Origin of the sequence: Nocardia vinacea (assembly GCF_035920345.1) — a bacterium.
Lineage (GTDB): Bacteria > Actinomycetota > Actinomycetes > Mycobacteriales > Mycobacteriaceae > Nocardia > Nocardia vinacea_A.
Map to the genome: position 1 here is coordinate 3149428 of NZ_CP109149.1, position 21454 is coordinate 3170881.

The 21454-nt window shown below is 66.4% G+C and carries 21 protein-coding genes; 5 read left to right on the forward strand and 16 right to left on the reverse strand.

Annotation, left to right across the window (positions count from 1 at the left end; translation table 11 throughout):
- Window positions 1-282: 282 nt before the first annotated feature.
- The 5 genes from whiA to OIE68_RS14560 form a co-directional block, all read right to left on the reverse strand.
- On the reverse strand, window positions 283-1266 hold the full coding sequence (gene whiA, locus OIE68_RS14540) for a DNA-binding protein WhiA (protein WP_040692075.1): 984 nt from the start codon (window positions 1264-1266) through the stop codon (window positions 283-285).
- Complete coding sequence (locus tag OIE68_RS14545; RefSeq protein WP_040692079.1) at window positions 1257-2303, reverse strand: gluconeogenesis factor YvcK family protein; 1047 nt, start codon at window positions 2301-2303, stop codon at window positions 1257-1259. The genes whiA and OIE68_RS14545 overlap by 10 nt, the downstream gene beginning before the upstream one ends.
- The gene (rapZ, locus tag OIE68_RS14550) at window positions 2300-3304 is read right to left on the reverse strand and encodes an RNase adapter RapZ (protein WP_327099907.1); all 1005 of its coding nucleotides are present in this window, start codon (window positions 3302-3304) and stop codon (window positions 2300-2302) included. The genes OIE68_RS14545 and rapZ overlap by 4 nt, the downstream gene beginning before the upstream one ends.
- An 83-nt stretch (window positions 3305-3387) precedes the next feature.
- Window positions 3388-5436, reverse strand: coding sequence for an excinuclease ABC subunit UvrC (gene uvrC / locus OIE68_RS14555; RefSeq protein ID WP_327099908.1), 2049 nt, complete (start codon window positions 5434-5436; stop codon window positions 3388-3390).
- Window positions 5437-5483: 47 nt separating this feature from the next.
- Entirely contained in the window at window positions 5484-6329 is an 846-nt protein-coding gene (locus OIE68_RS14560) for a LysR family transcriptional regulator (RefSeq protein ID WP_327099909.1), read from the reverse strand.
- An 82-nt stretch (window positions 6330-6411) separates the two neighbouring features.
- On the opposite strand from OIE68_RS14560, the gene OIE68_RS14565 reads away from it, so the two are divergent.
- A complete protein-coding gene (locus OIE68_RS14565) occupies window positions 6412-7416 on the forward strand; it encodes a bile acid:sodium symporter family protein (protein WP_327099910.1) in 1005 nt (334 codons plus the stop codon).
- A 10-nt stretch (window positions 7417-7426) separates the two neighbouring features.
- On the opposite strand, the gene OIE68_RS14570 is transcribed toward OIE68_RS14565, so the two are convergent.
- The gene (locus OIE68_RS14570; protein ID WP_327099911.1) at window positions 7427-7864 is read right to left on the reverse strand and encodes a hypothetical protein; all 438 of its coding nucleotides are present in this window, start codon (window positions 7862-7864) and stop codon (window positions 7427-7429) included.
- A gap of 118 nt (window positions 7865-7982) precedes the next feature.
- A complete protein-coding gene (locus tag OIE68_RS14575; RefSeq protein ID WP_327099912.1) occupies window positions 7983-8666 on the reverse strand; it encodes an HAD-IA family hydrolase in 684 nt (227 codons plus the stop codon).
- A gap of 198 nt (window positions 8667-8864) precedes the next feature.
- Between OIE68_RS14575 and OIE68_RS14580 the strand changes: the two genes are divergently transcribed.
- The gene (locus tag OIE68_RS14580; RefSeq protein WP_327099913.1) at window positions 8865-10817 is read left to right on the forward strand and encodes a gamma-glutamyltransferase family protein; all 1953 of its coding nucleotides are present in this window, start codon (window positions 8865-8867) and stop codon (window positions 10815-10817) included.
- A gap of 186 nt (window positions 10818-11003) precedes the next feature.
- Here the strand turns inward: OIE68_RS14580 and OIE68_RS14585 are convergent, their stop codons facing one another.
- The 4 genes from OIE68_RS14585 to OIE68_RS14600 form a co-directional block, all read right to left on the reverse strand.
- Complete coding sequence (locus OIE68_RS14585; RefSeq protein WP_327099914.1) at window positions 11004-11504, reverse strand: PH domain-containing protein; 501 nt, start codon at window positions 11502-11504, stop codon at window positions 11004-11006.
- A gap of 3 nt (window positions 11505-11507) precedes the next feature.
- The gene (gene ribH / locus OIE68_RS14590) at window positions 11508-11981 is read right to left on the reverse strand and encodes a 6,7-dimethyl-8-ribityllumazine synthase (protein WP_063043207.1); all 474 of its coding nucleotides are present in this window, start codon (window positions 11979-11981) and stop codon (window positions 11508-11510) included.
- Window positions 11982-12092: 111 nt separating this feature from the next.
- Window positions 12093-13337 (reverse strand): bifunctional 3,4-dihydroxy-2-butanone-4-phosphate synthase/GTP cyclohydrolase II, encoded by a 1245-nt coding sequence (locus OIE68_RS14595; RefSeq protein ID WP_327099915.1) that lies wholly within the window; start codon window positions 13335-13337, stop codon window positions 12093-12095.
- A 275-nt stretch (window positions 13338-13612) separates the two neighbouring features.
- Complete coding sequence (locus tag OIE68_RS14600) at window positions 13613-14236, reverse strand: riboflavin synthase (RefSeq protein WP_327099916.1); 624 nt, start codon at window positions 14234-14236, stop codon at window positions 13613-13615.
- Window positions 14237-14814: 578 nt separating this feature from the next.
- Here OIE68_RS14600 and OIE68_RS14605 point away from each other — a divergent pair.
- Complete coding sequence (locus OIE68_RS14605; RefSeq protein ID WP_327099917.1) at window positions 14815-15285, forward strand: hypothetical protein; 471 nt, start codon at window positions 14815-14817, stop codon at window positions 15283-15285.
- 12 nt (window positions 15286-15297) lie between these two features.
- Here OIE68_RS14605 and rpe read toward each other — a convergent pair whose 3' ends face one another.
- Window positions 15298-15954, reverse strand: coding sequence for a ribulose-phosphate 3-epimerase (rpe, locus tag OIE68_RS14610; RefSeq protein ID WP_327101671.1), 657 nt, complete (start codon window positions 15952-15954; stop codon window positions 15298-15300).
- Window positions 15955-16050: 96 nt separating this feature from the next.
- On the opposite strand from rpe, the gene OIE68_RS14615 reads away from it, so the two are divergent.
- Window positions 16051-16473, forward strand: coding sequence for an ATP-binding protein (locus OIE68_RS14615; RefSeq protein ID WP_040692115.1), 423 nt, complete (start codon window positions 16051-16053; stop codon window positions 16471-16473).
- Window positions 16474-16526: 53 nt separating this feature from the next.
- Window positions 16527-17330 carry an RNA polymerase sigma factor SigF gene (locus OIE68_RS14620; RefSeq protein WP_419150770.1) on the forward strand — a complete coding sequence of 268 codons (804 nt, stop codon included), beginning with the start codon at window positions 16527-16529 and terminating at the stop codon, window positions 17328-17330.
- 6 nt (window positions 17331-17336) lie between these two features.
- On the opposite strand, the gene OIE68_RS14625 is transcribed toward OIE68_RS14620, so the two are convergent.
- From OIE68_RS14625 to def, 4 genes are all read right to left on the reverse strand, one after another.
- A complete protein-coding gene (locus OIE68_RS14625; RefSeq protein ID WP_327099919.1) occupies window positions 17337-17678 on the reverse strand; it encodes an MmcQ/YjbR family DNA-binding protein in 342 nt (113 codons plus the stop codon).
- Between the two features lie 225 nt (window positions 17679-17903).
- Window positions 17904-19229, reverse strand: coding sequence for an RsmB/NOP family class I SAM-dependent RNA methyltransferase (locus tag OIE68_RS14630; RefSeq protein WP_327101672.1), 1326 nt, complete (start codon window positions 19227-19229; stop codon window positions 17904-17906).
- Window positions 19230-19771: 542 nt separating this feature from the next.
- Window positions 19772-20695, reverse strand: a complete 924-nt coding sequence (gene fmt / locus OIE68_RS14635) for a methionyl-tRNA formyltransferase (protein ID WP_327099920.1) — start codon at window positions 20693-20695, stop codon at window positions 19772-19774.
- A complete protein-coding gene (gene def, locus OIE68_RS14640; RefSeq protein ID WP_040692128.1) occupies window positions 20695-21258 on the reverse strand; it encodes a peptide deformylase in 564 nt (187 codons plus the stop codon). Before def ends, fmt begins: the two co-directional genes overlap by 1 nt.
- Window positions 21259-21454 lie beyond the last annotated feature (196 nt).

The following is a 21454-nucleotide window of genomic DNA, read 5'->3' on the forward strand; positions in this document are numbered from 1 at the left end:
CACTAGTGCCCGGCCGTACTCTCTCCGACACGTACCTGGCATTCGTGAGGACGCGGGACCTGCGCAGACGCCCGTACGTGTGGTTTCAGCGCACTAATCCGCCGTCCACACCCTTGTTTCGGCTCACCATGGAACCCGGTGCTCACCCGACCCAGATGCGGCCCGAGCAGGTCCGACACGCGCGACCGCGGCGGCCTGCGCGCCGGACCTCGGACCGTAAGCCGGGTGGACAGCCCGGCCTCGGAAAATACGAATCGCCGCCCATCCGGACGGCGATTCGCCTCACGCTTCGTCGAGCAGTTCGGCGGTGACGGCCGATTCGGTATCGGGTACGCCCAACTCCTTGGCCCGGCGGTCCGCCATCGACAGCAGCCGTCGAATTCGGCCTGCCACAGCGTCTTTCGTCATCGGCGGATCAGCGAGCTGGCCGAGTTCCTCCAGTGACGCCTGGCGGTGCTGCACCCGCAGCTTGCCCGCCGCGGCCAAATGGTCGGGCACCTCGTCGCCCAGAATCTCCAGTGCACGTTCGACTCTCGCGGCGGCGGCGACCGCGGCACGGGCCGATCGGCGCAGGTTGGCGTCGTCGAAATTGGCCAGGCGGTTCGCCGTGGCCCGCACCTCGCGCCGCAGCCTGCGCTCCTCCCAGACGATCCGGGTGTCCTGCGCACCCATCCGAGTCAGCAGTGCGCCGATGGCCTCGCCGTCGCGCACCACGACCCGATCAGTGCCGCGCACCTCACGCGCCTTGGCGGTGATGCCGAGCCGGCGCGCCGCACCGACGAGTGCCAGCGCGGCCTCCGGACCGGGGCAGCTGACCTCGAGCGCCGAGGAGCGACCCGGTTCGGTGAGCGAGCCGTGTGCGAGAAACGCTCCGCGCCAAGCGGCTTCGGCATCACCGATGCTGCCGCCGACCACCTGCGCGGGCAGACCGCGCACCGGACGGCCGCGCACATCGAGCAGGCCGGTCTGTCTGGCCAGCGCCTCGCCCTCCTTGGATACCCGCACCACATAGCGCGAGGTCTTGCGCAAACCGCCCGCGCCGAGCACGTGCACATCGGAGCCGTAGCCGTACAGCTCGAAGATCTCGCGCCGTAGCCGGCGCGCGATGGAACCCATATCCACCTCGGCCTCGACGATCACCCGCCCGCCGACGATGTGCAGGCCGCCCGCAAACCGCAGCAGCGCAGACAATTCCGCCTTGCGAGAACTCACCTGCGAGACCGTGAGCCTGCTCAGCTCGTCCTTCACTTCGGCTGTCATCGCCACGAGACGCGCTCCTTTCCACCCAACCCGGAACGCACATCCTGACCCATGTGCCGTCCCTCGACTCGAAGCCCTGCCATATGTGGCCGAGGTTGCCGGATCAGCTGATCCAGTGCGGCGGCAAGCTTTCCGGGGTGATGCCGGTCGGTTCCCGCTTCGGCGACATCGGAGAAGGTTACTCGCGCCCGCAATTGTTCGGCAGCCCTGGCCACATGTTCTCTTTCGCGACCCTCCGGCACCGACCCGGAATCGACCAGTACCTCGTCGACCACGAATTCCGGTGCGTGCTGGGACAATACATGTAGATGGCGTTCCGCGGAGAAACCCGCCGTTTCTCCGGGCTCCGCAGCCAGATTCAGCACCAGGACCTTGCGTGCTCTGGTATAGACCAGCGCGTCACGCAATTCGGGCACGAGCACATGCGGAATCACGCTGGTGAACCAGGAACCCGGGCCGAGCACAACGACATCGGCGTGTTCGATGGCCGAGGTTGCCTCCGGACTGGCGGGCGGATCGGACGGAATCAGCCGCACCCGCCGCACCTTGCCCGGGGTCGTCGCGATGGCGACCTGGCCACGGATGCAGCGGCTCACCCGCGGATCCGCTTCCAGACCAGAAACATCCGCCTCGATATCGAGGGCGATGGGCGACATCGGCAGCACCCGTCCGGTGATTCGCAACATCTTGGCGACCTCGTCTAGCGCGGCGACCGGATCGCCGAGCACCTCGGTCAGTCCCGCGAGGATCAGATTGCCGACCGAATGTCCGGCCAGCGCGCCGGTGCCGCCGAAGCGATGCTGCACGGTGCGCGTCCACACATCGTCACTGTCCGCGGCGAGCGCCGCGAGGGCCATGCGCAGATCGCCGGGCGGTGGCACACCGAGCTCGGCACGCAGTCTGCCCGATGACCCGCCGTCATCGGCGACGGTCACCACCGCACTGATCTTTCTGGTCAGCCGCCGCACCGCGGTGAGCGTCGCGTACAGCCCGTGCCCGCCACCGAGCGCAACTATGGCGGGATCCGATTCCCACCCCGTCATTCGCGCCCCAGATCCCGATGCACAACCCGCACGACATCGGCCGGACCGGATTTCTCCGTCTCCGAGCCGACCAGTTCGCCGAGCGCCTCGGCTATCGCCACGCTGCGGTGTTTACCTCCGGTGCAGCCCACTGCCACCGTCATGTATCGCTTCCCCTCTTGGCGGTAACCATTCGTCGTCAGGTCGACCAGGTGGTGGCAGGTGCTCAAGTAATCGGCCGCGCCGGGACGCGACAATACATACTCGCTGACCACGGTCTCCTGTCCCGAATGTTCCCGAAGTTCCGGTATCCAATGCGGATTGGGTAGAAAACGCACATCCAACACCATGTCCGCATCGAGTGGAACCCCATACTTGAATCCGAACGACTGCACCGTCAGCTGCAGTGCGGTGGGCGCGCCGCCGCCGTAGGCCTCCTCCAGCTTGCGGTGCAGCTGGTGGATCGAGAGTTCGGTCGTGTCGATCACCAGGTCGGCCGCCGTTTTCACGGCGGAAAGGCGGATCCGTTCGGCAGCGATGCCCGCCGAGAGCGTACCGTCGGCGCTTTCACTCTGCAGCGGGTGGCGTCGGCGCGCGAAGCCGAAGCGCCGGATCAGCACGTCATCGGACGCCTCGAGGAACAGGATCCTGGTCGGCACGCCCGCGGAGCGCAGCTGATCGGTGACGGCCGAAAGATCGCCGGTGAAGAAGCGACTGCGCACGTCCATGACCAGCGCGAGCCTGCGGATCGGTGGTTCGGCGGAGGCGCCGAGTTCGACCATCCGCCCGATCAGCTCGGGCGGCAGATTATCGGTGACATACCAGCCGAGATCTTCGAGTACACGGGCCGCGGTACCGCGACCCGCGCCGGATAGGCCGGTCACGATGACCACCTCGACCTTTGGCTGCGCTGGGTTGCCGTCGCCGCGTTCGACAGGTGCGCCGAGGGTGCCCGCGGGGCCGGTCCGCCCAGCGGTCGACCGCGGGCTGCCCGCACTGTTGTTCGATTCGACGCGTGTCATGTCCTACCGGATCTGTGTCAGGGTGCCTGTCGATCATCCCGCACCGGTTCCGGTATCGGGCGCAGACACACAACGTAGGTGTCTTATTCCTCCCGCAATGCGGCCAAAACGGCCTTCGCGGTCGCCACACCGATGCCGGGCACCTCGGTGATCTGCTCGACCGTGGCCTCCTTCAGTTTGGCGACCGACCCGAAATGGGTGACGAGCGCGGTCCGGCGGGACTCGCCGAGGCCGCGCACCGAGTCCAGTGCGGACGCGGTCATCCGACGGGAGCGTTTGCTGCGGTGGAAGGTGATGGCGAAGCGGTGCGCTTCGTCGCGCACCCGTTGCAGCAGATACAGCGACTCACTGTTGCGCGGCATGATCACCGGATCGCTCTCCCCCGGCACCCACACCTCCTCCAGCCGTTTGGCCAGGCCGATCACCGCGACATCGGTGATGCCGAGTTCGTCGAGGACCTCCGCGGCGGCCGCGACCTGGGGTGCGCCGCCGTCGACCACATAGAGATTGGGTGGATAGGCGAATCTGCGCGGGCGGCCCGTGCGTGGGTCGACGCCGGGGCGTGAAGTGAGTTCGAGGTCGTCGTCTACGTGTCCGTTTTCCGGACCAGCTGTCAGCTCCTCGGCCTCCAGTTCGTCCCGCTCGCGGCGCAGACGATAGAACCGCCGTCTGGTCACCTCCGCGATGCTGCCGACATCGTCGGAGCGGCCCTCACCCGCGGCCTCTTTGATCGCATAGTGGCGATACTCGGACTTGCGCGGCAGGCCGTCCTCGAACACCACCAGCGAAGCCACCACATCGGTGCCCTGCACGTGGCTGATATCCACACACTCGATTCGTAGCGGCGCGCTGTCCAGATCGAGGGCATCTTGAATGTCTTGCAGTGCAGCGGATCTCGAGGTCAGATCGCCCGCACGCTTGAGTTTGTGCTGGGCCAGCGCCTCCATCGCATTGCGCTGCACGGTTTCGGCGAGCGCCTTCTTGTCACCGCGCTGCGGCACCCGCAGCCGCACCGCCGAGCCGCGCAGTCTGCTCAGCCATTCCTCCACCTGTTCGGCATCGGCGGGCAGTTCCGGCACCAGCACCTCGCGCGGCACCGCGGTGGCCGGTTGTTCGGCCTCGCCCTGTTCGGCCTCGCCCTGTTCGGCCTCGCCCTGTTCGGCCTGTGCGGCCTGCTCGCCGTAGAACTGGGTGAGGAACTGCTCGACCAGTGCGGCGACCTCGCCACCGGCCTCCTGCCCGTCGATGGCGTCGCCGGATTTGTCGACCACCCAGCCGCGCTGACCGCGCACCCGGCCGTCGCGGACGTGGAAGATCTGGACCGCCACCTCGAGCTCATCGATGGCGAAGGCGACCACATCGGCGTCGGTGCCGGTGCCGAGGACGACGGCCTGCTTCTCCAGTGCCCGCCGCAGCGCCTGAACGTCGTCGCGGAGCCGGGCGGCGGTTTCGAAGTCCAGATCCTCGGCGGCGTCGTGCATCCGGCGCTCCAAGTCGCGCACCATGCGATCGGTGCGCCCGGCCAGGAAGTCGCAGAAGTCCTCGACGATCCGGCGATGCTCATCGGCATCGACGCGGCCGATGCACGGGGCCGAGCATTTGTCGATATAGCCGAGCAGACAAGGCCGCCCGATCTGGTTGTGCCGCTTGAAGACTCCGTTGGAGCAGGTGCGCGCGGGGAAGACCCGCAGCAGCAGATCCAGGGTTTCCCGAATGGCCCAGGCGTGCGCGTACGGCCCGAAGTACCGTACCCCCTTCTTGCGTGCGCCGCGATAGACGAACAGCCGCGGGTATTCCTCGTTCAGGGTGACCGCCAGCACCGGATACGACTTGTCGTCCCGATACCGCACGTTGAATCGCGGATCGAACTCCTTGATCCAGTTGTATTCCAGCTGAAGGGCTTCCACCTCGGTGGAGACCACGGTCCATTCGACGCTGGCCGCCGTCGTGACCATCTGCTTGGTTCGCGGATGCAGCGACGCCACATCGGCGAAGTACGAATTCAACCTGCTGCGCAGGCTCTTGGCCTTGCCGACATAGATCACACGCCCGTGCGCGTCCCGGAATTTGTAGACACCGGGTTCAACGGGAATCGTGCCCGGCTTCGGCCGGTAGGTCGCGGGATCTGCCACGAATCCAAGCCTATCGACCGGCTCCGACACATCCGCACGGGCGCGGCTCAGCCGAAGCGGCGGGCACTGGCGACGATCGCGTCGCACAGCGCCTGCTCCGGCGCGGACAGGGTCGTACGCCGCCGCATCAGCACGAATTCGAGGTCGCCGAGCACCGGAAGCCGCGGGTCGGCGAGCACGCACAGACCGTCCGGGATCAGGGTTTCGGCATGCACGATGACGCCGAGACCGGCGAGGACCGCAGCGCGCAAGCCGAGCTGACTGTCGCTGGTACAGGTCACACGCCAGGTGCGGACGTCGCGTTCGAGAGCCTGCAGTGCGATGCGGCGGGTGAGGCTGGGTGGCGGATAGGTCACCAGCGGGACCGGATCGTCGAATTCCGTTGTGGCCGAACGGCCCGCCCACACCAGGCGGTCACGCCACAACAGTTCGCCGTGCCGTTCACCGGGCAGGCGTTTGCCGACGACCAGGTCGAGTTCACCGGTCTCCATGCGGGTTTTGAGGTTTTCGCTCAGGCCGACGGTGAGTTCCAGATCGACCCCCGGATGGGTGCGCTGGAATTCCAGGAGTACGTCGGGGAGTTCACGGGCCATCACATCATCGGAGGCGCCGAGCCGGATCAGGCCGGTGAGGGTGGAGTCGGAGAAGTAGCGCTCGGCCTGGCCCTGCGCGTCGAGGATGGTGCGGGCGAAGCCGACCATGGCCGCACCGTCGGCGGTCAGCGCGAGATTGCGCGTATCGCGGCGGAACAATTCGCGCCCTACGGCCTTCTCCAATCGGGCAATGTGGCCGCTGATGGTGGACTGACGCAGGCCGAGGATCCGACCGGCGGCGGTGAATCCGCCCGCGCGCTCGACGGCAAGGAAGGTGCGCAGCAGTTCGGGTTCGAACACACCCCAATTATCACGGTTTGCGTTTACAGATATCAATCTGAACGCCTTTCGCGTTCAATTGGCCGAGTCGTACGGTCTACTGGTGAAGTTGCTCGCCAAACTCCGGATCGATGCGTTCATGCTGGGCATCCTGGCCAGCGTCGCGGTGGCCGCGCTGCTGCCCGCGCGGGGTGTCGCGGCCGATACGCTCGACTGGATCACCAAGATCGCGATCGGTGTGCTGTTCCTGCTCTACGGCGCCCGGCTCGAGCCTCGTGAGGCACTGGCAGGATTGCGGCATTGGCGGTTGCATTCGACGGCGCTGGCGGTGACCTATCTGATCTTCCCGCTGATCGGGCTGGCGCTGCACGCGCTGGTGCCATCGGTACTGACCGACGATCTCTACACCGGCGTGCTGTTCCTGTGTCTGGTGCCGTCGACCGTGCAGTCATCGATCGCCTTCACCTCGATTGCCCGCGGGAATGTGGCGGGCGCGGTGGTCAGCGCGTCGCTGTCGAATCTGATCGGCGTCTTCGCGACCCCGTTACTGGTCATGCTGCTGATGGACACCACCGGCAACGCAACCGTCTCCCCCACCGCGATCCTCGCGATCGTCGTTCAGTTGCTGCTGCCGTTCCTGGCGGGCCAACTCTTGCGGCCCCGGATGACCTGGCTGCTGCGGCATACCACGGTGACCAGGGCCGTCGATCGCGGTTCGGTCTATCTCGTCGTCTATGCCGCCTTCAGCGCGGGCATGGTGGAACACATCTGGAGCGGCATTTCGCCGCGGGCGCTACTGGCAATCGTCGCGGTTTGCGCCGGCATTCTCGCCGTAGTCCTGACGATTACCACCTTCGGCAGTCGCCTCCTTGGTTTCGCCCGCCCCGATCAGATCGTCACCGTGTTCTGCGGTTCGAAGAAGAGCTTGGCCACCGGTCTCCCCATGGCCTCGGTCCTGTTCGCGGGACATCCGGTCGGCTTGATCGTGTTGCCGCTCATGGTCTTCCACCAGATCCAATTGCTGACCTGCACTGTGCTCGCTCAGCGCTACGCGCGATCAGCACAGTCCGATCTCGCGGCAGCCGAGCCATCCGTACAACCGGCCTGATCCGAGCTGTTCACCACTCGGCGTCGGCAATCCGAATATCGAACCACGCCTTGGCTTCCGGTCGCGACAGCTGGTAGAGGATCGTCGCCGATGCGCCCAGCGTGAAGAGGACGACGACCAGCCGGGCCAAGTCCGGGACAGCCTCGACGTGAATCCTCAGTACCGCGACGGACTGCAGCATGACCGAAACAATCGCGACGCGGCGTACCCGCGGCCCACGACCGAGGGCCAGCACCGCGAGGCCGAGCACCCAACTGCAGCCGAATTGCAGCGCTGCGGATCTGGCCGCCTCGTCCCCGGCGATCAGACCCATGACGACCGGATACGCGAGGCCGAAGCCCGCGAGTCCAAATGCGGCCTCTCTGGCCGCGCGGACCGATTCGGGCGGGCCGGCCGGCCGCGCCGTCCGCACGGCCGACGATTCGAAATATGCCTCGGCATCATCCATGGCCACTCCCCGTCGAGCTTGCGCACCGCAATGTGGTGGGCGTCACAGCAAGCTAATTCAGTTCGGGGGACTCGGCATTCAGGAACAGCAGAGTGTGTCGTAGGTCACATACCGAACATTAGGCCAGTTCGTGTCGCCGCAGTACCTCGAGCAGACCTTCGGCGCGCTCCACCGTCGGCAACGGATCGACCAGCGCGAAACCGCAGCCCGCCGCGACCGCGCCGCCATCGGCCTCGGCACTGTCGCCGACCATGAGCGCCGATTCGGGACGCACACCGAGTTGTTCCACCGCGGCCCGGAAGATCCGCGGATCCGGCTTCACCGCACCGACTTCGAACGACAGCGTGTGCGCGGCGACGAGCCGATCCCAACCGTTGGCGGCGAACGCCGGGCGAATATCGAAGGCGATATTGCTCACTACAGCGACCGGGATACCCTGTGCCGCCAGGACTTTCAGGACGGCGTCGGTGTCCGGATACGGCGTCCACGCCAGCGGGTCCAGCATCCAGTCATAGAGCTGCTCGATCAGCGCTGATGTCGGCACCCCGGCTTGTCGCAGCACCTCGTAGTAGGCCATGCGGTGCATTGCCGGATCCAGATCCCGCCGCTCCCAGGCGAGCCGCCCCGCGGCATCGAAGACTGCACCGTGGCCGACGGGCGTCGTCATCCGATCCAGGATCGCAGCCTGCTGCGACCGGTCCAGGGGTTTGTTATCTGCCCCGACCATATCGGCCCAGGTTTCATCGGGTTCCAGCCGGAACAGCGTGCCGGAGAAGTCGAAAAGAACTGCCTCGATCGCCACCGGGCCAGCCTACCGATTGCGACGGTTGTCCTTAAGGGCGAGCGGATTGGCTTCAGCGCCAATTCCGCTGAGAATCCCGCACCGAATGGGCGGTCAATGCAATTGCCCGCTAACCGTTTTCGCTGAACTCACCAGCGCTGGGAGCCCACAGCGTCGGATTTCACGCGACGCTCGCCGATCGGCGATACAGTGCCGTCCATGAGTGGCACGCGAAGAACCTGGGTCAGCGCCGCGGCGGCGCTCACGCTCATCGTCGGCGTTGTCAGCGGATGTTCATCCGACGACACACCGGCGAACGCGGCGTGTAGTGCGACGCCGAACGGGACCCCGGTGGTCGCGACCTCAGCGGGTGCGACTCCAGGCGCGACCAAGGATCTGAGCACCAATCCCGAGATCGCGACCGGCTATCGGTCCGATATGACGGCGGTGCGCACCAAGACCTACGCGGTGTCCACGGCCAACCCGGTCTCTACCAAGGCCGCCTGTGAGGTGCTGAGCAACGGCGGCACGGCCGCGGATGCACTCATTGCGGCGCAGATGGTGCTCGGGTTGGTGGAGCCGCAGGCCTCCGGTATCGGTGGCGGCTCGTTCATGCTCTATTACGACGCGGCCAGCAAGAGTGTGGAGGCATACGACGGTCGGGAGATCGCCCCAGCGGCGGCGACCGAGAATTATCTGCGCTGGGTCAGCGATACCGATCGGACCGAGCCGAAGCCGAGTGCCCGTGCGAGCGGACGCTCGATCGGCGTGCCCGGCGTCTTGCGCATGCTGGAACTGGCGCATCGCGACCATGGCAAGACCGCTTGGCGGGACCTCTTCGACCCGGCCATCGGACTGGCCGATCGCGGCTTCCCGATCAGTCCGCGCCTGGCCGGTCAGATCGCCGAATCCGCCAAGGATCTCGCGGTGGACGAGTCCGCGAAGGCCTACTTCCTCAATCCGGACGGCACCCCGAAACGGGCCGACACCCTACTGACCAACCCGGCAATGTCCAAGACCTTGAACGCCATTGCCACCGACGGCGCGAATGCCTTCTACACCGGCGCGATCGCCCACGACATCGTCGACGCGGCCGGATCCACTGCAGGGGGGCGCACCCCGAGCCTCATCACCGCCAACGACCTCGCCGGATATCAGGCCAAGAAGCGGACCGCGCTCTGCACGAGCTACCGCACGCACGAGATCTGCGGTATGCCGAGCCCGTCCTCGGGCGGCATCACCGTCGCGGCCACCCTCGGCATTCTGGAGAACTTCGACCTGTCCGCGCTGAAGCCGGACAATATCGACCGCAACGGCGGCAAGCCGAAGGCCGAAGCGGTGCATCTGATCTCGGAGGCCGAGCGGCTCGCCTACGCCGACCGGAACAAGTACGTCGCCGATACGGATTTCATTCCGCTGCCGGGTAATTCACCGCAGACCCTGCTGAACAAGGACTATCTGAAGCAGCGCGCCGGTCTCATCGATCCCGGCCACAGCATGGGCACCGCGCAGCCGGGCGATTTCGGCCCGGTGCCACTCGGTGTCGGCCCGCAGCCGCCCGAGCACGGCACCAGCCATATCTCGGTCGTCGATAAGTACGGCAATGCCGCCTCGATGACCACCACGGTCGAATCGGCCTTCGGATCGTTCCATCTCGTCGACGGATTCGTGCTGAACAACCAGCTCACCGACTTCTCCGCCGATCCACTCGGCACCGACGGCGCCCCCGTCGCCAATCGCGTGCAGCCGGGTAAGCGGCCGCGCAGCTCGATGAGCCCGACCCTGGTCTTCGACCACAATGCCGACGGCTCCCGCGGCGATCTGACTCAGGTCGCCGGCTCCCCCGGCGGTTCGGTGATCATCCAGTTCGTCGTGAAAGCCCTTGTCGGCGTGCTGGATTGGGGCCTGGACCCGCAGCAGGCGGTCTCTGCGGTCGCCTTCGGCGCCGGAAACACTCCGGCCACCGGCGTAGGCGGCGAACATCCCGCCATCAACGCCATCGACAACGGCGATCACGACCCACTGGTCCTACGCCTGCGCGAACTCGGCCACCAGGTCTCGGTCGCCCCCCAATCCAGCGGTCTCAGCGCACTGCAACGCGACGGTACCGAAGGCTGGATCGGCGGTGCGGATCCCAGACGCGAAGGCGCCGTCCTCGGCGACACCCGCTAACCCGCGGTGCTCTATCCGGTCTACCGCATCGGATAGAGCACCGGCCGCCGCCGAGCGCCGGGTCGCCCTGCGCGAATCTCAGAACAGCGGTAACGCTTTTCGGCGGCGAACCGCAATCGGCCAGAAGTAGGTCATGAGCGGATCGTCAGCGAATGCCTCGGCGACATGCTGACATCCGGCTGCCGACTACTCCTCGGCGGCGGTGTATTTCGCGCCGAGTGCGCGCAGCTCATCCAGGGCCTCGACGGCGCGTTGCTTGTCGTTGGAACGGATCGCCATGAGGGGGACGTAGTCGTCGTCGACCAGCTCGAGGCGGGCCCAGGACTTTCGGTCCGGGAAGGAGACGCCGCGGATGTACTCCCAGGGGAATTCGGTGTCACCCAGGATGTTCCGCACCGAGATGCCGCGCTTGCCGACACGGATGCGCGGCCGGGTCAGCAGGAGTACCGCCGCCGCACCGAGCACGCCGATGCCGATCATCGCGAACTGGTCCGCGAGGCGGAAGTTCACACCGGTCGAACCGTGGCGCAACAGGATGCCGCCCGCGGTGAAACCAGCGACGAGCAGCACCGCCACAGTCCATGCGGTCCGCACCGCGCGATGCGGCCGCACCTCGAGCTCCCACTCGCCGGAGCCCGATTCGGCAGCCGCGGCCGGGCCTCTACGCCAGATGCGAACGACCGGCATGGTCTACGGCCGCAGCGCGCGCAGCGTCAGCGCGGCATCGAGTGCTGCCGCGGCGGCCTGTTCGCCCTTGTTCTCAGCGGAGCCCGGCAATCCGGCCCTGTCCAGCGCCTCCGCCTCGTTATTGGTGGTCAGCACACCGTTGGCCACGGGCGTACCCGCATCGAGCGACACCCGAGTAAGACCGGCGGTCACCGCATCACAGACATATTCGAAATGCGGTGTGCCACCGCGGATCACCACACCGAGCGCGACCACCGCGTCATGTGAGCGGGCCAATTCCTGAGCGACCACCGGAAGTTCCATCGCGCCCGCGCACCGGACCACGGTGATGTGCTCGACGCCCGCGTCCTTGGCCACCTGCTCCGCATTCGCGACCAGTGTGTCGCAGATCTGGGTGTGCCAGCGCGAGGCTACGATGCCGAGCTTCAGATCCTTGGCATCCGACAGCTCGAAGCTGGGTACGCCAGTGCCACTCATGCCTGCGACTCGCTGACGCTCGGCTCCGGCATGCGCGATGCGCGCTGTGACATGGTTCGCTCGCTGCGCTCGCTCACTGGTGTCCTTTCCAGGCTGCGTCGAGGTGAGAAATCACTGGGCGGTCTCGCCGAGATCGAGTTCATCCAGCCCGATCAGGTCGTGCCCCATCCGGTCCCGCTTGGTGCGCAGGTACCGCAGGTTCTCGGCGTTGGCGCGCAACGGCATCGGCACCCGCTCGGTGATCTTCAGCCCGTAGCCGTCCAGTCCGACTCGCTTGGCCGGATTGTTGGTGAGCAGGCGCATCGACCGAATCCCGAGATCCACCAGTATCTGTGCGCCGGTGCCGTAGTCGCGGGCGTCGGCGGGCAGACCGAGCTGCAGATTCGCGTCGACCGTGTCGTGGCCCGAATCCTGCAGCTGGTATGCCTGCAGCTTGTGCATCAGCCCGATGCCGCGCCCCTCGTGTCCGCGCATGTAGAGCACCACACCGCGCCCCTCCTGGGCCACCATCTCCAGTGCGGCGTCCAGCTGCGGACCACAATCGCAGCGCAGCGAACCGAAGACATCACCGGTGAGGCATTCGGAATGCACCCGCACCAGCACATCGTCGCCGTCATCGATATCGCCGCGCACCAGCGCGACATGTTCGACATCGTCGTAAATGCTCTGATAGCCGACGGCCTTGAATTCGCCGTGCGCCGTTGGGATCCTGGCCTCGGCGACCCGAATGACCTGCTTCTCGTGCTTGCGCCGCCAGGCGATCATTTCCGCGATGGAGATCAGCGCCAAGTTGTGCTCGTCGGCGAAGACGCGCAGTTCCTCGGTGCGGGCCATATGGCCCTCGTCCTTCTGGCTGACGATCTCGCAGATGACACCGGCGGGCTGCAATCCAGCCATCCGCGCCAGATCGACCGCGGCCTCGGTGTGCCCGGGACGACGCAGCACGCCGCCCTCCTTGGCGCGCAACGGAACCACGTGACCGGGCCGGGTCAGATCGTCGGCCTTGGCGTTCGGATCGGCGAGTAGTCGCATGGTGGTGGCACGGTCGGCGCCGGAGATACCGGTGGTGATGCCCTCTCTGGCATCGACCGAAACTGTGTAGGCGGTGCCGTGCTTGTCCTGGTTCTGCGCGTACATCGGCGGCAGGCCGAGCCGATCGCAGTCCTCACCCGTGAGCGGCACACAGATATAACCCGAGGTGTAGCGAATCATGAAGGCGACCAGCTCGGGGGTCGCCTTTTCCGCCGCGAAGATGAGGTCGCCCTCGTTCTCACGGTCCTCGTCGTCGACGACGACGACCGCCTTACCGGCAGCGATATCGGCGACTGCGCGCTCGATGGTGTCGAACCTGGTCACGTCTGTTGTGCTCCATCTCGAAATAGGTGCCCCCATACAGTACTGTGCTCAACCTGCCGCACCTGCGGCGCGGCGTGTTCGCGGCCCCCTGCTGTCTCGCGTCCGAGCGGTCGAGACATACGACTGCGCCGTATGCGCTTCAGCCACTCGGCTGTGTTCGGTGGCAGCGCCTTCGGCGCGGCCGCGAGCCGGGCCGCGAACGGTCGCTCGCAAAACTCGCTCCGTGGTGGCCGCCGGGGCGCGAGCGGCAAGTTCAGCACAGCGTCTACTCGCCGTCAGCCGCGCTGTTGGAGGCGTTCGACGTACTTGGCGATGACATCGACTTCCAGGTTCACCTTGGTACCGACGGCGGCGGCACCGAGGTTCGTCATGGACAGGGTGGTCGGGATCAGCGAGACCTCGAACCAGTCGCGATTGCCGTCGGTGGCGGGCGCGTCGGCGATGCCGAGGCCCGAGACGGTCAGCGAGATGCCGTCGACGGTGATCGAACCCTTCTCCACTACATAGCGGGCGATCGCGTCGGGCAGCGAGATCCGCACGACCTCCCAGTTCTCCGAGGGCGTGCGCGCGAGCACGGTGCCGGTGCCGTCGACGTGGCCCTGCACCAAGTGGCCGCCGAGCCTGCTGTTCAGCGCGGCCGCACGCTCGAGATTCACCCGCGAACCCGTGCCGAGTCCGCCGATGCTGGAGCGGTTCAGCGTCTCCTGCATCACGTCCACGGTGAACGAATCGCCGTCGACCACGTCGACAACGGTCAGGCAGACGCCGTTGACGGCGATCGAATCACCGTGTCCGGCATCGGAAGTGACCAGCTTGCCCCGGATCGTCAGCCGAGCGGCATCGGCCAGCTCTTCGGTGGCCACGATCTCGCCGAGTTCCTCGACGATGCCTGTGAACATGCCTTGACTCCCTGTCGCGTCGTTTCTACGGTTGCCGAACAGCCGGGATCCGGCGACTATTCCCGTCGGTACGCCGATCCCTCCTCAGCCTAACGACGCCGGGTCGTAGACGACACTGCGGTTCCAACCAACGGTCGGTCGATACCGTGGCTCGGCAAGTCCCCGGGAAAGCAGACCGCAGGGCACCTCAGGCCGCGCCGAACCAGCGGCAATTATTTTTCGAAGCGAAATAGTGCACTGCCGCGCGAAAAAGTCGCCGCTTCCCCGCCGACGACATTTATTCATTCCTATTTTCGTGACCACACGAATGGATTTCATCCATCGCACATAGAGTCGAACGGGTAGATATACCCAGTCGAGACACACTTACACCAAAACCTTGCGCGGGCCTGAAAATGGTCGCAAGATTGTTATGTAGCCGATTCCTATCGTTCAACTTCGACTCGAGCAGTTCAGTGCGGAACGGTTCGACCCGGCCCGACGCGGTCCGGCGAGTTCGACCCAGGGAAATCCACCACTCCGAGGAAGCTGGATACAGCAGTGGGTCAAATCAGGTTCGACACTAATGGGGGTGTTGCGTGACCACTCTTGTCGATTCGACGCTGGAAGTTCGCTGTGTGCAGTACCGGCGTGAATTCCATATGCAGGCATCGATCGACCCGACGTCCCGCCGCATCCTCCTCCATATCGGCACCCATTACGGCGCTATAACGATGCCCGCAGAGCTGGGCGAACAGGTGCAGCAGCAGCTCGCCCAGGCGCAGATCGCGGCACCGGTGGTGCACCATCCGCGAGCCAGGCGCTGGACCTTCATCACCGGCCCCGCCCGGCCCGATACCCTCAGCGCGGCCATCTCCGCCGAGCTGTTCCGGCTCTACGCGACCGTCGCCTGCACCGGGAGCCAGGTCGTGCTGCCCTCACCGGATGACGAACGCACCGGCTATCGCACGTGGATCCAGCCGCCGGAGAACGCGACGACCCTGCCACCACTCAGCGCGGTGATCGAGGCGACGCGTGCCAACGGCAGCCGGAAAGTGCCCGCCCGCTAGGAGATTCGCGTCCTAGGAGCTGCGCAGTGCCGCGGCCTGCTGCCGCAGCTTTTCCACGGCCGCACCCGGATCGGCGGTGTTGTAGACCGCAGATCCGGCGACGAAACAATCGATGCCCGCTTCCGCGGCGGCCTCGATCGTGTCGGCATTGATGCCACCGTCGATTTCCACGATCAACCGCAGTTCGCCCGCGTCCACCAGTCGACGCACGATCCGCGCCTTTTCCAGCACACCCGCAATGAACGACTGTCCGCCGAAGCCCGGCTCCACGCTCATCACCAGCAATGTGTCGAAGTCGCGCAGGATTTCCAGATACGGCTCGATCGGCGTATTCGGCTTCACCGAAAGACCGGCCTTGGCGCCGGCCGCGCGAATATCGCGCGCGACAGCGATCGGATCGTCGGTCGCCTCGGCATGGAAAGTGACGTTGTACGCACCCGCCTCCGCGTAGGGCGGAGCCCAGCGGGCCGGATCCTCGATCATCAGATGGCAGTCGAGCGGAATGTCGGTGGCCTTCAACAGACTTTCGACCACGGGGAGTCCGAGAGTGAGATTCGGCACGAAGTGTGCGTCCATCACATCGACATGCAACCAATCCGCACCATGCACTGCATTCGCCTCATCCGCGAGGCGTGCGAAGTCGGCGGAGAGGATGGACGGGGCGATCATCGGCGTGGTAGGGCGCGTAAACGTCGAAGAGGACACATCGCGGGAGCTTACCGGTACCTAGGGTTGCTCCGGCCGGGAGTGGGTAGCCTGCATAGGGTGATCAACATTTCGGCGGAACAGGGGCTCTACAGCACCCCGGTGGAGATTCGGGTGGCTGCGTCGGTGACGCAGCTGCCGATCGTGCGCGGGCTCGCCGAAACACTGGTGCTGCTCAGCGATTTCACCCTCGACGAGGTGGCCGACATCCGGCTGGCCGTGGACGAGGTGTGCTCGACGCTGATCGCGGTCGCAGCACCGGCGACCAGCCTGCACTGCCGGTTCACCGTGGGTGACACCGAATTGCTCGTCAAGGTCACCGGCCTCGCCGGGACGGAGGGGCTGCCGGATCAGCGCAGCTTCGGCTGGCATGTGCTGCGCACCCTCACCGATGAAGTACAAGCGACACAGGACCCATTCGACTCGGCCGCATCCGGATATCCGACGACGGTGGAGTTCCGTCGGGTCCGGGGGAAAGCGTAGTGGCGGACGAGAAAACCGTGTCCAACGCCGAGCGGGACGACGACGCCGAACCCGTGCTGACCGAAGAGGCCGCCGAGGAAGTCGAAACCCTCCAAGCGTCCGGTGCGGGTTACGACGATGTCGGCGCGCTGTTCGAGCAGCTCGCCGCCAGCAAACCGGGTACCGCGCGGCATACCGCATTGCGTGCCGAGCTGATCAGCCGGTGCATTCCGCTCGCGGATCACATCGCCCGCAAATTCAGTGGGCGCGGTGAGCCGTTCGACGATCTCACGCAGGTGGCGCGGGTCGGTTTGGTGCACGCGGTGGACCGTTTCGATGTTTCGCGCGGCTCGAACTTCCTGTCATTCGCGGTGCCGACGATCATGGGTGAGGTGCGTCGCTATTTTCGCGACAACACCTGGGCCATGCGGGTACCGAGACGGGTGAAGGAGACTCATCTGCGCATCGGCGCGGCCATCGACGCACTCTCACAATCCCTCGGCCGCTCGCCAACCGCGAAAGAGATTGCGGCCGAACTCGATGTGGATCCCGACGAGGTGACCCAGGCCGTCATCGCGGGCAACGCCTACCAGCCGAGCTCCATCGACGCCGCCTCACTTGGCCGCGATACCGAGGCATCGCTGCTGGACACCCTCGGCGAGGAGGAATCCCAATTCGACCGGGTGGAAGAGTATGTCGCGATCCGTCCGCTGCTCGCCGGACTTCCGGAACGCGAACGCCGTATCCTCACCATGCGGTTCTTCGAGTCGATGACGCAGACCCAGATCGCCCAGCGCATGGGTATCTCGCAGATGCACGTCTCGCGCATTCTCGCAAAAACCCTTGCCCGCCTGCGCGAACAGTCAGCCCGCGACTGAACGGAGTCAGTGCGCCTGCTGTTTCCGGAGTTTCGCGGGCGCCGACAACCACCAGGCGGCGTCGAGCAGCTCGCGGAGTTGATCGGGCTCGATCCGGTCGAGGTCGATGAGGATGTAGGGATATCCGTCATAGTGCGGGGTGGTGTAGAAGGCCGGGTCACCGGAGGCGAGCATGGCCTCCTTCTCCACCATCTCGCACAGCAGCACGAGTCCCCCCTCGGCCTCCGACCGCAACCGCGCGAACCCCTTACCGCTCACCTTCAGCGCGGGACTGCGCCACCACGTCGATTCCGCCACCTCGGGAAGTTCGGTCGCCAGCACCACCACCTGTGCCCATGTCATCGCCATGCGATCAGTCTGCGCCGCCGACCTGCCCGAGTCTTGGACGAATGTCGCCTCGGAGTGTGGACTTGCGGCGGTCTTTTCGGGCCGACCGATGCAGGACCCGCCGATGTTGATGCGGCACACGTGCGGCGAGTCCATGAGGATGCGCGACAAACCGCATGTGGTCCGCTACCAGGCCGACTGCCAAATCGCCCCTGGCAGGTTGCCAGAGGCGTCTCGGATCACGTGCTACTCGAGAGGCTTGCGCAAGGCGGCGAGGAACATTGCGTCGGTGCCGTGGCGGTGGGGCCAGAGTTGGGCGCCTGGGCCATCGCCGATATCGGGGACGCCGGGGAGGAGGTCGCGGGTGTCGAGTTGGATGGCGCCGGTGCGCCGGGCAGCGTCGACGACAACCGCGACGGTCTCCAAGAGGTGTGGGGAGCAGGTCGAGTAGAGGACGACGCCGCCGGGGCGCAGGAGATCCCACGCGGCGGCGAGGAGTTCGCGTTGCAGGACGACCAGTTCGGCGACGTCGGCGGGCGTACGCCGCCAGCGGGCCTCCGGGCGGCGACGCAGTGCGCCGAGGCCGGTACACGGGGCGTCTACGAGGATCCGGTCGTAGCCAGGAGTGAGGCCGCTATTGCGGCCGTCGGCGACGTGCACGTCCACCGGTAGGTCGTGAACGGTCTTGCGGACCAGCTCGGCGCGGTGTTCGGCCGGTTCGACCGCGTCCACCCGATGGCCGTCGATTGCGGCGATCGCGCCGAGCAGAGCCGCCTTGCCGCCGGGTCCGGCGCACAGGTCGAGCCAACGGCCGTTGTCCGGACCATCCAGTTCCGCGCGGGTCAGCGCGAGTGCGACGAGTTGACTGCCCTCGTCCTGTACTGCCGCCATACCCTCGCGGACCGGCTCCAGCTTGCCGGGATCGCCGCCGCCGTCGAGGTAGACCGCGTACGGCGACCACTTGCCCTCTTCGCCGCCCGTCACCAGGGCCAGTTCCTCGGCGGTGATATCGCCGGGACGAGCCACCAGATGCACGATCGGACGAGCATCGTCGGCTGCCAGCACGTCCCGCAGCTCCCCGGCACGCGCGCCGAGCGCATCCGCGAACGCCTGCGCGATCCACACCGGATGCGCGAATTCGAATGCCAACCGGCCCACCGGATCTCGCGGCGCGAGTTCATCCACCCACTCGTCGACGGACTTCTCCCCCGCCCGCCGCAGCACGGCATTCACGAAACCTGCTTTGCCCGCGCCGAATTCCGTGCGAGCCAATGCCACCGACGTATCCACCGCCGCATGCGCCCCGATCCGGGTACGCAGCAACTGATACACCCCGAGCCGCAGCACATCCAGCAGCGGCCCATCGATCTCGTCAACCGGCCGCCCAGCACCCGCCGCGATCACTGCATCCAGCAGCCCGAGCGAACGGCAGGACCCGTAGGTCAGTTCAGTCGCCAACGCCGCATCCCGCCCCGAAATCCGCCGCTCCCGCAGCAGACCTGGCAGCACAAGATTCGCGTAAGCCTCCCGCTCCCGCACCGCCCGCAACACATCCCGCGCCGCAAGCCGCACCGGATCGCCGTGTGCTGCCGAATCCTTTTGCCGCCCACGACCTTTCGTTGCATCGACACGCCTGTCCGAAGCGCCACCGGCTCGGCCTGCCGTTGCAGCCGAACCCCGCGCACGATTCGAACGCCGCTCATCACCACCCGCAGCCTGTCGCCCCTCGTTCGACCCGGCCGAACCGGACTTCGCCGGACGGTTGGCCCGCCGCTGCCCACTGGACGCCGCATCGCCACGCCTCGCCGGATCGTCCTTCCCGCCGGCTCCACCGCCCTGCCATCCACCGCGCACCGAGCCTTTGCCCTGCGCCGAGCCCGAGCCTTTGCGCCGCGACAAACCGTCCCCCGATGATGCGGACTTGCGCTGATCGGTCATATTCCGCCGCTCTGATTGGGTCCGCGGCGCAGCGCCGCGGATCTGGTCGGTGCGCCACGGTCGGGCTTCGTCGTCGCGCCGGATGGACTGCGAATTCTTCTGTTGTGCACCACTTTTCGCTGACGTCGCGCGGGCGAGCCAACCAGCGTCGACGGCGGACTTGCGATTCGGCGTGGTCACTCGACCACCGCGCCGGCCTGCAGGCGCGCACCGCGGGCCCAGTCGAGGGCCGACATCATGCGTTTGCCTTGCGGCTGAACCTGATCGAGACGGACCGCTGTGGTTGCGGTGCCGACGAACACGCCGGACTTGCGGACCTCGATCGTCCGTTCCGGCACGACTTCCTCGACCATCTCGACGGGACCGACCTTCAAGCGGGTGCCGTTCACCTCGGTCCAGGCACCGGGTGCGGGGGTGACCGAGCGAATGCGGCGGTTGATCGCCAGCGCGGGCTGATCCCAGCGGATATGCCCGGCCTCGACCGGCACCTTGGGTGCATAGGAAACACCGTCTTGCGCTTGTGGAACCGCTTGCAGCGTCCCGTCTTCCACGCCGTCGAGCGTCTTCTCGAGCAGCACCGCCCCGGTCTTCGCGAGCCGGTCGAGCAGCGCGCCCGCGGTATCGGTCACCGCGATCTTTTCGGTCACCACGCCGAACACCGGGCCGGTGTCCAGGCCCGCCTCGATCTGGAACGTGGACGCGCCGGTGATCTCGTCGCCCGCGTCGATCGCCGCCTGCACCGGAGCCGCGCCACGCCACGCGGGCAGCAGCGAGAAGTGCAGATTGATCCAGCCGAAGCGCGGAATATCGAGCACCTGCTGCGGCAGCAGCGCACCGTAGGCCACGACCGGACAGCAGTCGGGCGCCAGTTCGGTGAGCCGCTCGATGAATTCGGGCTCGGCCGGGCGCCGCGGCGTCAGCACGGGAATGCCGTGCTCATCGGCGAGCCGCCCGACCGGCGACCGCTGCACTTTGCGTCCGCGCCCCGCGATGGCATCGGGGCGGGTCAGCACGGCGAGCACCTCGTGCCGCTCCGAATCGATGAAACGCTGCAGCGACGGGACCGCCGGTTCCGGTGTGCCCGCGAAGACAATGCGCATCAGCGACCCCGTCCGAACGGTCCGGCCTCGGTCGAGCCGAGCGCACGCGAACTGCGCACGGTGATACCCGCGCTGAACCAATCGGATTCGCGAATGGTGCGCATCGCTTCCTTGCGCTGCGCGGGATCGAGCCGATCGATGAACAGCACACCGTCCAAATGATCGGTCTCGTGCTGTACGCAGCGGGCCAGCAGGCCCTCGGCCGCGAATTCTACCGGCTTACCGTTCACATCGACACCGGCGGCCCGCACCCGCAGCGCGCGGCGCGTGTCATAGCGCAGCCCGGGAATCGACAGGCAGCCCTCGGGCCCGACCTGCTCCTCCGCACCCACTACCTCATAGGTCGGATTGATCAGATGTCCCCTGGCGTCCTCGGTGTCGTACACGAAAACCCGCAGACCGACACCGATCTGCGGCGCTGCCATCCCGACCCCGCCGTCATCGTGCATGGTCTCGGTCAGGTCGGTGACCAACTGCCGCAGCTCACGATCGAATTCGGTGACCTCCGCCGCACGTGATCGCAGGATGGGATCGCCGAAGAGGCGAACGGGCTGAATGGTCACGGTGGCGGCTCCCCAAAACGATGAACACGGTCGATTCATTCTAGAGAGCGACATCGTTCACACCGATCTCCCCGACCGAATGGGAAAAAGCTGGTAGAACTCCAGTGCGGTCCGGGCGGGGTGTTCACCCCTCCGCCCGGCCGCCCGTGCTTGTCAAGGTTATTTCCGGCTTGTTTCCGAGCACGCTGAACGTCGA

Excerpts from the sequence above, each read along its gene's own strand:
- OIE68_RS14545 (WP_040692079.1), bottom strand. The coding sequence starts at position 2,303 with ATGACGGGGTGGGAATCGGATCCCGCCATAGTTGCGCTCGGTGGCGGG.
- rapZ (WP_327099907.1), bottom strand. The coding sequence starts at position 3,304 with ATGACACGCGTCGAATCGAACAACAGTGCGGGCAGCCCGCGGTCGACC.
- OIE68_RS14570 (WP_327099911.1), bottom strand. The coding sequence starts at position 7,864 with ATGGATGATGCCGAGGCATATTTCGAATCGTCGGCCGTGCGGACGGCG.
- OIE68_RS14580 (WP_327099913.1), top strand. The coding sequence starts at position 8,865 with ATGAGTGGCACGCGAAGAACCTGGGTCAGCGCCGCGGCGGCGCTCACG.
- OIE68_RS14585 (WP_327099914.1), bottom strand. The coding sequence starts at position 11,504 with ATGCCGGTCGTTCGCATCTGGCGTAGAGGCCCGGCCGCGGCTGCCGAA.
- ribH (WP_063043207.1), bottom strand. The coding sequence starts at position 11,981 with ATGAGTGGCACTGGCGTACCCAGCTTCGAGCTGTCGGATGCCAAGGAT.
- OIE68_RS14600 (WP_327099916.1), bottom strand. The coding sequence starts at position 14,236 with ATGTTCACAGGCATCGTCGAGGAACTCGGCGAGATCGTGGCCACCGAA.
- rpe (WP_327101671.1), bottom strand. The coding sequence starts at position 15,954 with ATGATCGCCCCGTCCATCCTCTCCGCCGACTTCGCACGCCTCGCGGAT.
- OIE68_RS14625 (WP_327099919.1), bottom strand. The coding sequence starts at position 17,678 with ATGGCGATGACATGGGCACAGGTGGTGGTGCTGGCGACCGAACTTCCC.
- fmt (WP_327099920.1), bottom strand. The coding sequence starts at position 20,695 with ATGCGCATTGTCTTCGCGGGCACACCGGAACCGGCGGTCCCGTCGCTG.